This window comes from Rossellomorea sp. H136, from assembly GCF_056838065.1.
In genome coordinates this window covers 2,322,189-2,338,104 of record NZ_CM166371.1, presented here as the reverse complement: position 1 = coordinate 2,338,104, position 15,916 = coordinate 2,322,189, and the positions used below count along the sequence as shown (strand labels likewise).

At 41.2% G+C, this 15,916-nt stretch carries 14 protein-coding genes; 1 reads left to right on the top strand and 13 read right to left on the bottom strand.

All coding sequences use genetic code 11. The features are described 5' to 3' along the window. Positions 1-24: 24 nt before the first annotated feature. From ACYH0O_RS11675 to ACYH0O_RS11620, 12 genes are all read right to left on the bottom strand, one after another. The gene (locus ACYH0O_RS11675) at positions 25-339 is read right to left on the bottom strand and encodes a DUF3892 domain-containing protein (protein WP_482632357.1); all 315 of its coding nucleotides are present in this window, start codon (positions 337-339) and stop codon (positions 25-27) included. A gap of 128 nt (positions 340-467) precedes the next feature. Then, positions 468-1,877 carry an N-acetylmuramoyl-L-alanine amidase gene (locus tag ACYH0O_RS11670; protein WP_482632356.1) on the bottom strand — a complete coding sequence of 470 codons (1,410 nt, stop codon included), beginning with the start codon at positions 1,875-1,877 and terminating at the stop codon, positions 468-470. Between the two features lie 865 nt (positions 1,878-2,742). Beyond that, complete coding sequence (locus tag ACYH0O_RS11665) at positions 2,743-3,240, bottom strand: GNAT family N-acetyltransferase (RefSeq protein WP_482632355.1); 498 nt, start codon at positions 3,238-3,240, stop codon at positions 2,743-2,745. Between the two features lie 129 nt (positions 3,241-3,369). Beyond that, positions 3,370-3,942, bottom strand: coding sequence for a sugar O-acetyltransferase (locus tag ACYH0O_RS11660; RefSeq protein WP_482632354.1), 573 nt, complete (start codon positions 3,940-3,942; stop codon positions 3,370-3,372). Between the two features lie 62 nt (positions 3,943-4,004). Further along, positions 4,005-4,400, bottom strand: coding sequence for a VOC family protein (locus tag ACYH0O_RS11655; protein ID WP_482632353.1), 396 nt, complete (start codon positions 4,398-4,400; stop codon positions 4,005-4,007). A gap of 238 nt (positions 4,401-4,638) precedes the next feature. Next, positions 4,639-5,376, bottom strand: a complete 738-nt coding sequence (locus ACYH0O_RS11650) for a glycosyltransferase (protein ID WP_482632352.1) — start codon at positions 5,374-5,376, stop codon at positions 4,639-4,641. Between the two features lie 154 nt (positions 5,377-5,530). Continuing rightward, the gene (locus ACYH0O_RS11645; RefSeq protein ID WP_482632351.1) at positions 5,531-6,436 is read right to left on the bottom strand and encodes a glycine betaine ABC transporter substrate-binding protein; all 906 of its coding nucleotides are present in this window, start codon (positions 6,434-6,436) and stop codon (positions 5,531-5,533) included. A gap of 23 nt (positions 6,437-6,459) precedes the next feature. Further along, on the bottom strand, positions 6,460-7,197 hold the full coding sequence (locus ACYH0O_RS11640; protein WP_482632350.1) for an ABC transporter permease: 738 nt from the start codon (positions 7,195-7,197) through the stop codon (positions 6,460-6,462). A gap of 4 nt (positions 7,198-7,201) precedes the next feature. Next, positions 7,202-8,194 (bottom strand): ABC transporter ATP-binding protein, encoded by a 993-nt coding sequence (locus tag ACYH0O_RS11635; protein ID WP_482632349.1) that lies wholly within the window; start codon positions 8,192-8,194, stop codon positions 7,202-7,204. 18 nt (positions 8,195-8,212) lie between these two features. After that, positions 8,213-8,863 (bottom strand): ABC transporter permease, encoded by a 651-nt coding sequence (locus ACYH0O_RS11630; protein ID WP_482632348.1) that lies wholly within the window; start codon positions 8,861-8,863, stop codon positions 8,213-8,215. A 218-nt stretch (positions 8,864-9,081) separates the two neighbouring features. Next, positions 9,082-9,570 carry a GyrI-like domain-containing protein gene (locus ACYH0O_RS11625; RefSeq protein WP_482632347.1) on the bottom strand — a complete coding sequence of 163 codons (489 nt, stop codon included), beginning with the start codon at positions 9,568-9,570 and terminating at the stop codon, positions 9,082-9,084. Positions 9,571-9,579: 9 nt separating this feature from the next. Further along, positions 9,580-10,215, bottom strand: coding sequence for an RNA polymerase sigma factor (locus ACYH0O_RS11620; RefSeq protein ID WP_482632346.1), 636 nt, complete (start codon positions 10,213-10,215; stop codon positions 9,580-9,582). A 92-nt stretch (positions 10,216-10,307) separates the two neighbouring features. Between ACYH0O_RS11620 and ACYH0O_RS11615 the strand changes: the two genes are divergently transcribed. Then, on the top strand, positions 10,308-10,733 hold the full coding sequence (locus ACYH0O_RS11615) for a VOC family protein (protein WP_482632345.1): 426 nt from the start codon (positions 10,308-10,310) through the stop codon (positions 10,731-10,733). Positions 10,734-11,091: 358 nt separating this feature from the next. On the opposite strand, the gene ACYH0O_RS11610 is transcribed toward ACYH0O_RS11615, so the two are convergent. Continuing rightward, on the bottom strand, positions 11,092-15,915 hold the full coding sequence (locus tag ACYH0O_RS11610; protein ID WP_482632344.1) for an MSCRAMM family protein: 4,824 nt from the start codon (positions 15,913-15,915) through the stop codon (positions 11,092-11,094). Between the last annotated feature and the right edge of the window lies 1 nt (position 15,916).

Below are 15,916 nucleotides of genomic sequence, written 5' to 3'. Positions count from 1 at the left end.
GTTTTAAGCTCGATTTTATTATTGTTAAAAAGAAGGAAGTTCACTAAGGTTATTCTCTTTTAAGCCGTCGGGTTCACTGCGAAGAACATCTCTTCCATACCGATGAATCACATCGACATGAGCCAGTTTTCCTGACTTTGCTTCTTCAAGTGCAGTGATATAATCCAGCTCTCTCCCACTTTCGGTTCTAAAAGCGATGAGATCGTCTTCGGCATTTCGGCGAACGGCTACAATCTGTTCCGCACCAGTTGTAAGCTCCTGAGCCATTTCTACTTTAGCTTGAAATTTACCTTGCTTCTTGTATTCTTCATAAATCTGTTCAAAGCTCTTCTTTTCCATCTGTTTCACCTCCCGAACATACGTTTAGTATTAGCTCTGGAGCAAAGGATTATGATAAAAGAGACAAATATTCACTGGTCCTCTTCCAAGCTAAAAAGAGTGCCATCCATCACGGCACTCAACTAACATCATTTCAATTTCCCAAGAGTATCATTTAACACAATTTTTTGTTCATCCATTCTTTTTATCGCATTTTGTATGTTTCTATTAAAAACAGATAGGATGCTTTGTCCATAGGTGGTACCTGGCACTGCCCACTTTCCGTTCAAGTCTGTCCAATTTTTGGCGCTCCCTCGTGTGACTAATGAAAAACGGGGATCTACGAGTGATTGTCCTTGTGGAATTGGATTGGTTGATGCATATGCGTACAGATGCTGAATATGAGCAAGAACCCCTTCCTCTGGAGTCTTAAATGATGCTCCGTCATTACCAGGACCGGTAGTACCAATCCCTGCATAGTTATTTTGATTTGGTTTGACTTGGCCAGTGAACCTGAAATAGTTGGTTTCATGTATCGCTTGAGCGTAAGCAACGTCTCCTCTAATTCCATAAAGATTCCCGTAAAAGTGATAAAATCTCCCTAAAAGTGGAGCATCACGGTTAATCGTTCTCGCAAAGTCATTTAGTTGTTCAGCTCGTAATACAGATATACCCATGATCGAATACTGTATTCCCGGTGGCTGAGGAGGCTGTGTCGGTTTTGGCGGATCAGTCGGAGACGGTACAGGGGGCTTAGGGTTATCGTCAACTCTTACTAAGATAAATGCTTCAATACCCATTTTTTTCAGGCTGTTCACTTGGTTTTCTGCGTTAACCCTTTCTGCAAAAGCACCAGTTTGGACCCTGTAATACGTTTTCCCTGAAATGACCGCAGTATCAATGAACGAATTAATGCCTTTTCTTTTCAGCTCATTTACTCGATTATCAGCGTTATCACGCTTCGTAAAAGATCCAGCAATCACTTTAAAAAGTTCTTTCTCGTCTATTTTTGCAGGTAAGCCTAAAGCTTTTGCAACACCCCTCGCGATAGAAACCGCTACAGTGTTTCTAAAATTAGCATTGTTAAGTAACGCAACATCTTTCGGGTTATCTACAAACAGAATCTCTAATAGAAGTGAAGACATGGTAGTTTCACGTAAAACATGAAAATTGGCTCTCTTTTTTCCTCTATCAATCACACTGTAAGGTGCTTTAACTGATGCCATTACTTCCTCGTGAATAATTCTCTGGTAGTTCAGGGTCTGTGAAGAAACTTTTCCGTTATACACATAGCTCTCAAACCCAGTGCCGCCACCTGCATTATGATGGATGGATAAAAAGAAATCGGCTTTAGAACGGTTAGCTAGGTTTGATCTGTCAGATAATGATAATGTTTGATTTCCAGTTCGCGTCATCAAAATATTTACGTTGTAATTTGCTAACAAATAGTCCCTGACAATTAGGGCCGTCAATAAGTTGAATGTTTTCTCTTCATATCCCTTGTAAACTGCACCTGGATCAGCCCCTCCATGACCGGGATCAATCATAATGGTTTTCAATATTATTTCCTCCTAAGAGTATGACATATAGTAGTATATTCACAAATGGACAAGCATGCTTGGACTCTCCCTACTTGCATTATTCTTTGATACGAAAAAATGTTCCCGGTAGTGAAGGGAACATTTTTTTAGCACGATTCTATTTTTATGGAGGAAACTTTCTTATGGGTGTTTTTATTCTATTTCTTTAAACTCGTTCTTATTCATCATTTCTCAATTGTCCGGCGGAGTTCCATACTGGTGCTCGCTTCATTTTTTTCAGTATGAACTGTTGATCTTATAACCATTGTTCTCTTACTAAGCAAGGAGTCGAAGAGTAACCCCAAACTGTGCAACGTACATATTTGAGAGGGAAGGAGACCCCAAGTCATATTTGGAATGAGTTACTGGTGGACTGATAAAAAGATACACTAGTAATTTTCTTGCCAATGCATCACCTCCATAGAATACTTTATGTCGGAAGTGATCGGAAGGTGAGGACAAGCAACGAGTTTTTATGAAAATTGGACAGCCTTTTTTAAAAAAATGGATCCCTTCTCAAGTTTAGTGGCATCCCTCAAAAAAGAGAGAAACTCGCCGCCATACCAATTACCTCCACCCTCATTCAGCCTAAAGATTGTTGCCATCTCTTCACCGCCAAGATAATAGATCATCTACTCCTTCAATACATGCACTTGCAATTCGTCACCGATGAAGCAGTCGCCCGAATCAAGAAAGACTGGAAAGGAAACATTACAAGCTTTGATAAAGGGAAAGCCCCTATTCTTCACCTGTCTGATGCCCTATCAGCTGGAATTGTGAAGCAGTTCCCGGAAAAATTTTAATTGTTTCAGAGCTAGGATGAATCGAGCCATCCTAGCTTTTCCTATTCTTCATTACCAACTCTCTCACTTCTTCTTTCAAGCAGCACCACATCCCGCCATGCTCCATCTAGTCTCCCAATTCTTTCTCTTATACCTACCTCACGAAAACCATATTTCATATGAAGGTGAATACTCGGAATGTTCTCTGGAAAAACACCTGACTGTAAGGTCCAAATATCATGTTCCTCACTTTGTTCAATTAAAGTCTTCATGAGAGCACTCCCTATACCTCTTCTGTTATATTTCTGACTGACATATACGCTGACTTCAGCGACACCTGCATACACACATCTACTTGAGATGGGACTCAGGGCTGCCCAGCCAACTATTTGATCTTCGAGTATCGCTACAATACGACAATCATTCAGATGTGTTTTGTTCCAATCTTCCCAAGAAGGTACTTCTTTTTGGAAAGTCGCGTTTCCTGTATTGATACCTTCTAAATAAATGTTACTAACTTGTTCCCAAACTGATGGGAGCATGGCTTGTATTTTCATCATCGTTCCACCCTTTTCAAGAAGAAAGTTGACCCATTTTATAGTGAATAATAGCAAGTAATGCATCTTAGGTCGAATGAATAACGTAGTTCGTTAAACTGCAGCCTTTGAGAAACATCCTTTTGAAACAGATTACTTCTTGTCTTCAAAGTCAATCTCTTTGATGATACGGGCAGGATTTCCACCCACCACTACATTGGACGGAACATCTTTCGTCACAACGGCACCTGAAGCAATAACCACATTATCACCTATCCTCACTCCGGGGTTAATAATTGCACCTCCACCAATCCAGCAGTTGTCTCCGATTTTGACAGGCTTCCCAAATTCCGGGCCTTTGTTTCGCTCAACCGGATTCACTGGATGAGTCGCTGTGTAAATATGTACTCCAGGTGCGAGCATACAATTTTCACCGAAGCGGACTTCACACACATCTAATATCACACAGTCAAAATTAGCGAAGAAATGATTGCCGACGTGAATGTTATATCCATAATCACATCTGAAGTTAGGCTCTAAATAAACGCTTTCCCCGGTAGATCCGAATAGTCTTTTAATAGCAGCCACTCTTTCCTCGCCTTCTTCTTCCGTGGTTAGATTAAGCATTCGTGTTAAACAACGGGCTTGTTTTCTCTCTTCCATCAATTGAGAGTCCCATGGTTCATAAAGTTCACCGTCCAGCATTTTCTGTTTTTCAGATTTCATTTATATGCCTCCATTATATGTAATAAGATTACTATTTTTCTATTTTGTAGCGAGCCCTGACATTATTCATCACTCTTCGGTAAATTCAACTGCCATGAGACACCGAAGCGGTCCTCCACCCAGGCGAATTTTTCACTAAAGGAAGACTCCTCCAAGGGCATCAACACAGTTCCCAATAAAGATAGTTTATCATAAACACGTTCGATTTCTTCTTCCGAATCACATGCTACGAACAAAGACATGGCAGGTGAAAATGGATGATCGTTTCGATTTATATTATCGATTGCCATATAGGTTTGTCCTTTTAAAGTGAATGTCGCATGCAAAACAGTGCCATCTTCGTGGTGTATCACATTATCAATTTCGGAATCATCAAAAATCGATGTATAAAAACTCATCGCCTCTTCTGCTTTTCCGTTGAACATAAAAAATGTTGTGATGCTTTGATCTTGGTTCATTTAAACTTTCACTCCTTTTTATCCTCTAGATAACTAATTCGATGAAAAACTAGATATTCCTATTTCAAAAAAATACTGTCACCATCAAGGGAGAGATAACAGATCAAAAAAATAAATAAACCAGAAGAGTGGCCCTTCTGGTTTGGGTAGGGTTCTGCCTGAGCAGAGAATGATTTTCTTAATTGGACCTGGTAGAGGGTAGTAGAAGATTAGTGAATTCTTCATTACCACTCCATTCTTAGAATCTGATGCTCTTCAATCTGGATCCATTTTCCGACAGATATCGAAGGAGCTTCTGATGATAATGATGTTTAATAATCGATACCTCCTTCTTCAATTTGTCAGGATGTTTACTCGTTCCTGACTCAGGGTGTGATCTATACTTCAATAAAACCTCATCCAAATAATATATGACATACCCATTGATTAACATCCTGTTCCACATGTCATAATCTTGCGTGAATTTAAGATCTGTACTGAAATATCCAATATCCCTGAACACATCCTTGTGAACCATGATGGAGCACCCATTGACGGGATTGATTGTCATAAAGGAATGGTAGATTTCTTCTGCATTGGTAAATCTCTTTCCAATGAAGGGGAGCAGCACTTCATTAGTCTGATTAATTACATCATAATTGTGGAAGCTTGCCTTCGCCCCCCTTCGTAACATATAATCCAATTGCCTCTCTATCTTCATATGATCGAAATAATCATCTGAACTCAACCAAGCGATATATTCTCCTCTTGCTCTCTTTATTCCTTCATTTATAGCGGATGCCGTTCCACCATTTTCTTTTCTGAAGTAGGTAATTTGATTTAAAAAGGGTGTTAGCTTCTCAACTTCTTTCGTTGATCCATCATCAATTACAACTACTTCAATGTTTGAATAAGATTGATTTAATGCACTACGAATCGCCTGATCGACATAGGAACAATTATAAAAAGGTATAACAATAGATACAGTAGGTTTCAAGAAAATTCCCTCCAGTGCTGCCTTGGACAAGACGTGATTATTATATTTTATTCACTTCCCTGTTTTATGTTTAGACGGATGATCTATAAAGTCGGTACTATATTCAAAAAAAGAACTAAACCAAAGGCGGTTTAGTTCTTTTTTTTAGTTTGTTCTATTCTTTTATCAACTCATTCTCAACTAGCCAATCATGCGCGACAACGGATACACTATTCCCTTCGATATCCACTTTGTAATTCAGTTCACGCATAATGTCACTATTAAGTTTATGGGCTAATTTAGCCGTAATGTCTTTGATTTCCGGGTATTTTTCATAAACGTTTTTATTTATGCTGACAGCAGCCCGGTACGGTGGAAAGAAGTTCTTATCATCCTTCAACGTCACCAGGTCATAATCCACAATCGTTGCATCTGTCTCAAAGGCAACCGAAACTTCGACTTGACGGTTATTCAGTGCTCTTTGCGTCAGGCCGAGATCCATCTGTTTGACCTTTCCGGAACCGAAATTGAAGCCGTACAATTCCTCTACTCCTGGAAGACCGTCCGGACGATTCGCAAATTCTGCATCAGACGCCATTGTTAATTCTCCAGGATTGTTATTGACATAATCAGCCAGATCACTGATTGATACAATACCCAATTCCTTTGCCTGATCCTTATTCATGGCTAGTGCGTATGTGTTATTCACATTGGACATATTCATCCAATGAATGTTCCTTTTGGCATCAAGCTCTTTCACTTTTTGAAAGGTCTTTTCAGGGTCTGACATCGGTTCTTGTCCCATATATGTGATAAGGGCCGTTCCGGTGTATTCCCACATCATATCCACCTGCTCGTTCTCCAATGCTTTACGAACAACCGTACTTCCCAGGTTGTTCATTTGCTTTACTTTAAAACCCTCTTCTTTTAATAGAAAAGCTGTCATCTCTGAAAGAAGATATTGCTCCGTAAAGTTCTTTCCCCCAACAGATATTTGTTTGCCTCCCATTCCTACGTTCGAACAAGCGCATAGCATAAGAGTCAGGATAAGAATCCCTATCCACGTTGAATTCCGTATCACGATCGTCACCTCCTCTATATGAATTACATTTCTAATGTTTGTTTTGTACCATTTGGAACGACGATTCTCTCCACCATTCGCAGTAGTAAATCTACCAGTATCGCTAGTATCGTTACAGGTATGGCACCTGAGATTAAGTATCCATTATCGAACAATTGAATACCTGTAAAAATCCATACGCCTAATCCTCCACCTCCGACGACATAAGCCAGGGCAGCTGTACCGATGTTCAATACTACAGCTGTTCGGATTCCGGCCAGGATTGAATATGCTGCATTGGGTAATTCAATACGGAACAGGATTTGATACGGCTTCATTCCCATTCCTCTGGCAGCATCAATAAGGTTTTCATCAATCGAATCTATTCCAGCAACAGTATTTCTGTAAATCGGTAAAAGGGAATAAATAAACAGTGCAAAAATGGCTGTTTTAAAACCGATTCCTAATATACTGATCATAAGTGCAAGAACCGCTAAACTCGGTATCGTTTGGCCAAAATTGACTGTATTAGACACGATCCACTCTGCTCGTCTAAACTGCTTTCGTGTAATCAAAATTCCGGCTGGGACCGCGACTATAAGTGCTAATATGGAAGAAACAAATACAAGCTGCAAATGCTGCTTCAATAAAAGGAGAAACGTTTTCGATTGACTGAACATATAATCGAAGTATTGATTTTTAATAGCCCAAGCAAAGAAAAGGATGACCAGTGCATATACGAAATACCGAACGACATTACTGACAACCTTTTTTGTATTCACAGAATCATCCTTTCTGAACCAGGTTCGTTTTTCCTTTGATCTCGTAGTGTAGATATTTTTGTACAAGATCAATCGTAATGGCCCCTTGTTTAATACCTGCGTCATCCGTCACAATGACCTGGTCAGCTTCCTGATTTAACAGCATTGACAAGGTATTTCGAAGATCATGACGAATATTGATCGTTTTCGTATCAGGAATGGATTCATCAAAGTCAGCTAAGCCTATGATGTTCTTTAAGTTTTCAATCGTATGTAAACTTAAACTTTTAATGGCACGATCTTTACCAAAGAACTCATAAACAAAATCACTTTTTGGACGGACGAGCATCTCTGAAGGAGTGTCGTACTGCATGATTTCTCCTCCACGCAACAGAACAATCTTATCTGCCATTTTTATCGCTTCATCGATATCATGACTCACAAAAAGAATCGTTTTCTTCACTTCACGCTGTATCTGCAGAAATTCATCCTGTATTTTTTCACGAATGATTGGATCAAGTGCCCCAAACGGTTCGTCCATCAACATTACTGGAGGATCCGCTGCCAGTGCACGAATAACTCCGATTCTTTGCTGCTGACCTCCGGATAACTCATGTGGATATCTCTTACCGAATTTATCTCCGCTAAGGCCGATCATTTCCATCAGCTTATTAAACCGCTCTTTCTTTTTCTTCTTGCCCCAGCCTAACATGTCGGGAACAATCATAACGTTTTCCTCAATCGTCATATTAGGGAACAGTCCGTTACTTTGAATGACGTACCCGATTTTTCTACGTAATTCAATTTGATTTAAGTCCATTGAGTCCTGCCCGTCGATGATGATTTTCCCGTCGGTAATCGATTCCAGCCTATTCACCATTCGTAACAAGGTGGTCTTTCCGCACCCGGATGGACCTAATAATACTACTATGTGACCTTTCTGAACGGTAAAGTCGACACCTTTAACTGCTGTCACATCGCCTTCGTAAGTCTTAGTTGTATGATCAAATGTAATCATCTCTTCACCTCTTCCACTTTATGCAATGTTTTTTGGTGTGTATCGCTTTTGAATCCATAGAAGGATTGCATCTGCTATCATCGCCAATATCGCCACCGCTACAGATCCACTGATAATCAAATAATTATCTCCTCTGGAAATTCCTTGAGTAATAAGGACTCCGAGGCCACCAGCACCGATATAAGCTGCAATTACGCCGATTCCTATGTTTAAGACGACGGCCGTTCTAATCCCCGCCATGATTACAGGGAATGCATTTGGAATCTCAACCCGCAACAGACGTTGATGAGTCTTCATCCCGACTCCCTTCGCCGCATCACGCATCTCAGGACTCACATTGCGAATCGCAGTATATGTATTCCGTATAATAGGAAGCTGCGAATAGAGAACCAATGCAACAAAGGCCGGAACAAATCCTATTCCCTGGTTGATGATTGAAAAAATCGGAATCATCACCCCAAACAAGGCAATGCTTGGAATGGTCAGCATAACCGACGCAATCTGCAGCACGGTCTCCGCCAAATAATCATTGGTTGTTAAATATATCCCTAAAGGTATCCCGATTAAAAGGGCTACGATTATCGCAAGTCCGACGAGCACTGCATGCTCTATCGTCAAGTCAAGAATTCGTGGTGCATTAACCTCCAGAAATTTCAGCCATTTCTCCACAGTTTACACCCTCCTTTATATATGTATTTTGGGCAAAACAAAAGCCGTCCAGGATCCAATTTAGTCCTGACGACCCACGGATTTAGTATAACCGTATAATTGCGCCAACATTCCTTTACCCCGTATGTCGAATGTCGAAACATTTTGACTGAAAATAAGATTATTGGGTCGTGAAATTTGTTGAATCGTCCAATCAAAAAACCGACTCTAATATCAAGTCAGCCATCCAAACACTTCGATTCAATTGTATCCAACAATTCCACTTCAACCTGTTCACTACTATCAAAACGAAAAAATCTCTCTACATGCCATAAATCTCTCCGTCTTGTATATCCGTTAATCTCTGCCCATTCATGCATGTCACGATATGCATCTCTAATTCCATGATTCGGTCCTTGATAAAAGACACTTACATAGGTTTGGGGAAGAATCGTTAGTGACACCATGCCTGGGGGAATAGCTCCTATCTTCTCCACTTCCATCCCTACCCAGTATCCATCCAGATCGGGAGTAGTGTCCTCTGCTATGAACGCACCAAGTTGAACCTGCTTATTTACAAGATCCTGAATCTCATCGACCCTTTCTTTCAACTTAGCAGCAGCTTTGGGGATCTCTATAATGTACTGGTCACCAGGACATACGACTCGAAAACCTACTAATTTCAATTCACCAATTTTCTTCACCTTCATGTCACGCATAATCATCATTGTACCTCCTTAATTGATGATTTCTAACACATTTCCATCCGGATCAACAACATAGTGAAGGTTATTCACTGCGTTTCTCGAGGCTCTGTAATTCTTGGTTTCCAGTAGTCGATAATTTTGAAATAATCGTAATGCATTTGATTCCTTGATAGAGTTTGTTATTTCAAAAAGAAGCTGTTTATCAGAAGTTGCAAATGGAGCACCCTTCACTATTCTATTCCTGGCACGGTGAAGAGCGGTCTTGACGGATGTATCAGTGATTCGAAGCATTGAGGAAATTTCTTTAGATGAGTAGCCAAACACGTCTTTCAATGTGAGAAGCATAGCTTGCTTAAGGGGTAACAATGTAAATAGACATTCCAACAGAGAGTCATATTCGGTAAAATCATGTGATTCGAAATGATACTCTTCATGAAAATAAACCACATCTTTGCTTTTTCTTTTCCCATCGATAAAAATGTTTTTGGCGATGGTATAGAGAAAGGACATGGATAAGTTTCGTTCGGGATCTGACTTCATCAATCTGTACGTTTTCAAAAGAGTCTCCTGAACAAGGTCTTCTGCTTCTGGTGTAGTACCAGATAGCTTCACACAATACTTATAAAGTTTTAGAATCGTAGTTTCCAGTTCCTCAAATAACAACATTTTCTTCCTTTCAAAAAAATTTAAAACATATGTAACTTTTATTCTAGTATAATCGTTATACCAATGAATTCCAAATAGAAGGAGTGAGTATTTTGTTTAAAGTCGGTAGTGTGTTTATCCCGGTGACAAACATGGAAAAATCGATGAAATGGTATGAAAAGCATTTAGATGTGAGAAAGATCGATACTTGGGATGGTGGTGCAGGATTTTATTTTCCAAATAGCGACACTCAATTAGGATTGGTTCAGGTGGACTCCCCTCAGCCTACTGAATTTGTCATCAGTGGGAAAAAGAAAAATGTGTACTTTAATTTTTTAGTAGACAATATTGAAGCTGTGCATGAGAAATTGAAGAGTGCAGATGTAGTCACTACCCCTATTGAAGACTTTGGTGGGATGAAAGGGTTTGATTTCTTTGATTTAGACAACAATCCCTTTAGCGTCGTAAATGAACAAGAAGATTCTCCCTTCCATCGAGAAAAGATTAGTAAAGCTCAAGAAACAAAAAAAGAAAGGTAAAGTTACTGATTCATCTTTAATCATTCCCATACAGAAAAGAGTCTGGGACAAAAGTTTTTTATCCTAAGTCAATCCCGAACAAACCTGCTTCTTAGTGTGCAGATTTGTTTGGGTTTATTATTTATTTTCGAATCATTTTATTTTAGCTGTTTCCAGCGGTTGATTGGAGTGCAAGACGAAGACTCCTGCGGGAAGAGTAGCTTATGTGAGACCCCGCAGGCTTGCCGAGGAGGCTCACGGGCTACCCGCGGAAAGCGTAGTCTTGCACGGAAATCATTAGCGGTTTAAAGAACCTACACTTCTATTGTTCGTCTTTTTATCGTGGTTTTTTAGTTTTGTCCCAGCCTCCTATTTATTCTTAACACATATCATCTTCTTCCACACGCTTGACAATGGTCCTTGGTGTACAAAATGTTCCTAACACTTCAAGTACTACTGGATGAAGTATTTCTATTTCCAGGCATGCGATGAGTTGAAGTTTCACTTGCTCTCGTGTGAGGCTTCCCTCTTTCTTACGACACTTGATATCCATGATAGAGCAGTTCACATGGCTAGCATCCATTCCTTCTGGTAAGCATACGGCTATTTTTTTATCAAAGAAGATTGGTACTTCCATGGTGCAAAAATCTTCTTCATCGAATAAGGATTGGATGGTCACAAGCAGGAGAGCTTGCCCCCGAATCACTACATAACCCGGTGTTCCTGTTTCCGACGAAATGAGCAAGCATCCCGGCTCGGTATTTGGACTAAGCTGACATTCTACATTTATTCCATCTCCTCTTGCCACGAGTTCATCTACGAACTCCCTGCAATCAAGTGAGAGACTGACGGATTGAGTAGTGTTATGGGTTGCGATGACCCAGTCATACACTTTTTCTACAGAGATACATTCAGGTCTTATACTACCTGGTGGCGGAGGTGGGGCTTCTTCTCCTAATTGAACGTCTATCTGTAGGTCCTCGCCTTCTCCAAGTACAATGGAAATCTCTTTGACCGGGTAGCCTGCTGCAGTAAATCGAATCACGTATGTTCCTGCAGGTAATCCAGTTAGGATATAGAATCCATTTGGATCAGTTAAGGTAGAACGAATCGGAACATTGGAACCTATCTGGAAGATTTGAACTAGAACTTGGGAAATGGGTTCGCCGGTTCGAATGTCAGTGACGATCCCCCTTACGCTTGACGGATTATCCTCTAATAAGAAGTTGACTGTCGTCGTGTTACCTCTCGTCACGGTGACATTTTGCATTTGACTTTGATAACCTTGTGCACGCACGACCAGTACGACTGTTCCCCCAGGCAAACCAGAAATGGTGTAATTACCATTCATATCTGTAAGGGTAACTCCCAGTAATATTCCATCGAGTGTGAATACTTGGATGATTGCGTTCTCAATTGGACCGAGCGAATTCGCGTCACGTACATTTCCTGTAATGGTAGAGGGATTTGGTTCTAAAGCGGCATTGAGGACGGCTGTTTCATTCGGGCTTAGTGTGATCATGAACGTCGACCTGACGTATCCATCAGCTGAGAAGATCACGTTGTAATCACCAGGTGCCAGACCAGTTAAGATATAATTTCCATCTTGGTCCGTCAAGGTGGACGCTATAACGATTCCACTTCCACTGATCACCGTAATAACGCCGGCACTTAGAATCGGTAGTCCAGTTGTCGCATCGGTTACTTTACCTTCAATGGTGGCTGGCTGACCCAGTAGATTCACATTAAGTGTCCGGTCTTCACCATTGGTAAGGAAAATCCTGAACACTTCACTTGCGTATCCATCAGCTGAGAAGACAACTCGATACTCTCTAGGATCTAACCCCTCAATCACATACTCACCTGAGCCATTGGTAAGGACAGAGGCAATCGGGATCGCTGTACCTATTCTAAAAACTTGAACAAGGGCTGATTGAAGCGGTTGATTGTTCACGTTATCCCGTACAATTCCTCTAAGAGTTGATGTTTGGTTTGATAAGCTGAAATTCAGTGATTCGGTTTCACCTGGTGATAGCGTAACGATGTTAATCCCATCGCCAAAACCGAGTGCACTCGCTATAACAGTGTATTGACCTGCTGCCAAGCCGGAAATTGTGTAGAAACCATTTTCATCGGTTAAAATGCTTGTTATAAACACGCCGTCAGAGTTAAAAACTCTCACTAACGCACCTTGTATCCCAGCAGCCGATTGAGCATTTAATACCGTGCCGGAAATGGTGGCTGGATTCGGATCAAGATTCGCACTCACCGTTTCTGTCCCATTTGGAACAAGGATGACTGGTACAACCCCTGTGGCATAGCCGTCTGCTGAAATGACTACATTATAGCTTCCCTGTGGTAAATTACCGATTGAATACGTACCATCACTGGATGTAATGATGCTTCCAACAACGATGTCGGTATTTGGTATGACCACTTTTACAAGTGCACCGCTAAGTGGATCAAGTGTCACAGCATCTCTGATCGTTCCTTGGACAGTTGCAGGGAATGGAACAAGTGCAATATTAAGCACTTCACTATCACCAGGAGATATAAATACGGTGTTCACACTAATGGAATAATCTTGAAACTGAGCTTTCACGTCAAAGGTTCCTTGCGGCAGACCTTCAATTAAATAGTTTCCGTTTTCGTCAGTTAGGACACGCCTTACCAGAATGTCGGTTCCACTTAAATAAACCTCAACAATTACACCGGTCAAAGGGGACTGATCAATTGCATCAAAGATGTTCCCACTAAGAGAAGCCGGATTACCCAGAAGGTTAAAGTCTAAGAAAGTTGTAGAATTTGGCTGAATGTTTGTTTGAACAATTTCTGATTGATAGTCAGGGTTAATGGCCGATACTGAATAGCTTCCTTGAGCAATACCTTCGATAAGATACGTTCCGTCAACAGACGTTTGAACAGTCGCTACAACTGTTCCCTGATTGTTGATGACCCTGATTAATGTGTCTGCCAACGGTTGTAATGTCGCAGCATCTCTAGCCGTTCCGACAAGGGATCCCGGGTTTGGCGTAAGGAGAAACTCTATTTCAGTAACACCTCCACTCATCACTTCTGCCGATACAGCGTTTGTGCCAAAATCAGGACTACTTCCAACCAATACATACACAATTGGTGATAACGTTGTCGTCTGGAAAAACCCATTAAAATCCGTTATCGTAGTAAAAATGATTGGACCCGATCCGGAAAGCTCCCTGACTTGGACGGTTGCACCTGAAATCGGGTTAAGCGTAATCGAGTCCCGGACAAATCCTTGTACGATACCTGGATTTGAACGTAATGCAAAGCTTAGGAAACTGGTTTGATTGGATTCTACGATGGCACCAGCCGTCTCGGGCCCAAAGTCAGATGCATTGGCAATGACCGTGTACACTCCTGGAGTGACTCCCGAGAAGGTATATTCTCCACTTTGATTAGATAACGTGGTTTGGACGAGAACATTCGTGAAATCGTAAAGTTGAATGACAGCATTAGGGATGGCATCTCCATTGGAAAGATTTGAAATGAATCCTTGAAGTTGACCGGGGTTTTGCGTAAGGCTCAGGGATGCAAATAGAATATCTCCAGGGCCTCCGATAACAGACTTCGTATCCGTTCCAAACGAAGAAGCATCAGCTGTGATATTCAATGTCCCTGTTGGTAAAGTGAAAAACGTGACAACCCCACTTTCATCTGTGATTCCTGTTGCAATTGGAATGTTATTGGCGTGCCTCACCGTAACCGTTGCTCCTTGGATTGGATTCACAGTATTTTCAATCAGGACTTGAACGGTTAACATTACTGGATTTGCAGCTAATACGTTTATTACAGTGGTGGTTTGATTGGATTCTACGATTGCTGAAACGGTTGATGAAGAAAAGTTCGGTGCCGTAGCTGTAATGAAGTACGTACCCGGTGAGAGAGATGGAACAGTGTATGTGCCGTCTGAATTGGCAGGAAATGCAACTATCAGAACATTGTTTTCATTGTACACTGAAATTTGAATACCATTTCCTGTTATTGGATTTCCATTGGTATCTTCAACAGTTCCATCCAAAGCACCTGGATTTTCCCCTAGTGACAAATCTGCTCTCGTATCTGTGTCACTAATAACAATCGCTCCAATCTGCTCTGTGGTAAAATTCATTTTAGTTGCTGAGACAATATATGAGCCCGGTGACATACCACTTACTGAATAGTTTCCAAATCCTGAAGTTGTTGTTGTTGCGATTGGAATTTGAGAACTTCCATCAATGATGACTACAGTTACGCCTGAAATCGGTTCTCCTGTGGTTCGATTTGTGATCTGACCGTTGATGGAGCCCGGGTTCGGTATCAAGGAAATATTTACATCGCTTAAATCTTGACCGACCTCGATGAAGACCCCTGAAATGACCTGCCCGTACCCAGGAGAATTGACAACCACATTGAATGATCCGCTTGGTAGATTTCCGACGATATATTGTCCAGATGAATCAGTGAATCCTGAACCGATTAAGGTATTATTTTGATCAAAGATTTGTACAATGGCGTTTCCAACTGTATTCCCCAGATTATCTGTAACGATTCCCGACACAGATCCTGGATTTGGGATAAGGGTTAATTCCACAGTTGAAGTTTGATTCGCCAGGACGAAAACTCCAGCCTGGGCTGTTGAATAGTTAGGAGCTGAGCCTAAAACGGTGTAGGTTCCCGGTGTTAAATTATTGAAAGAAAATGTTCCATTCTGATTAGGCACGACTGAATCGATTAATATGTTGTTAACATTCCGAAGTTGAATGGTTGTATTCGGTACAAGCGGGTTGATGGTACCCGTTATCGCTCCTGGATTTGGTTCCAGTGAAACCGAAACCGGCGTTGTCTGCCCTGAATTTACCAGGGCTCCCACTGTCCCGTTTTGGAAGTCGTTTGCAAATACGTTCACTGTATAGTTATCAGGCGCGAGTCCTTCAACCATGAATATTCCGTTTGGATCCGTTAATACCGTTGTAATCAATGTTCCTGAACTATTCACGATGCTGACGCTTGCTCCAGAGATAGGGTTACTCCCGACACTGTCTAAGACTGTCCCCGTTATCTGACCGGGATTTGGTTCAAGTGCGATGCTTCCATCCACTGTTTGATTTGAAGTGACTTGTACAGTAGCGGCATTGGTTTGAAAATCTGGTGCTGAAACCAGAACCGTGTAGATACTTGGAGCCAAT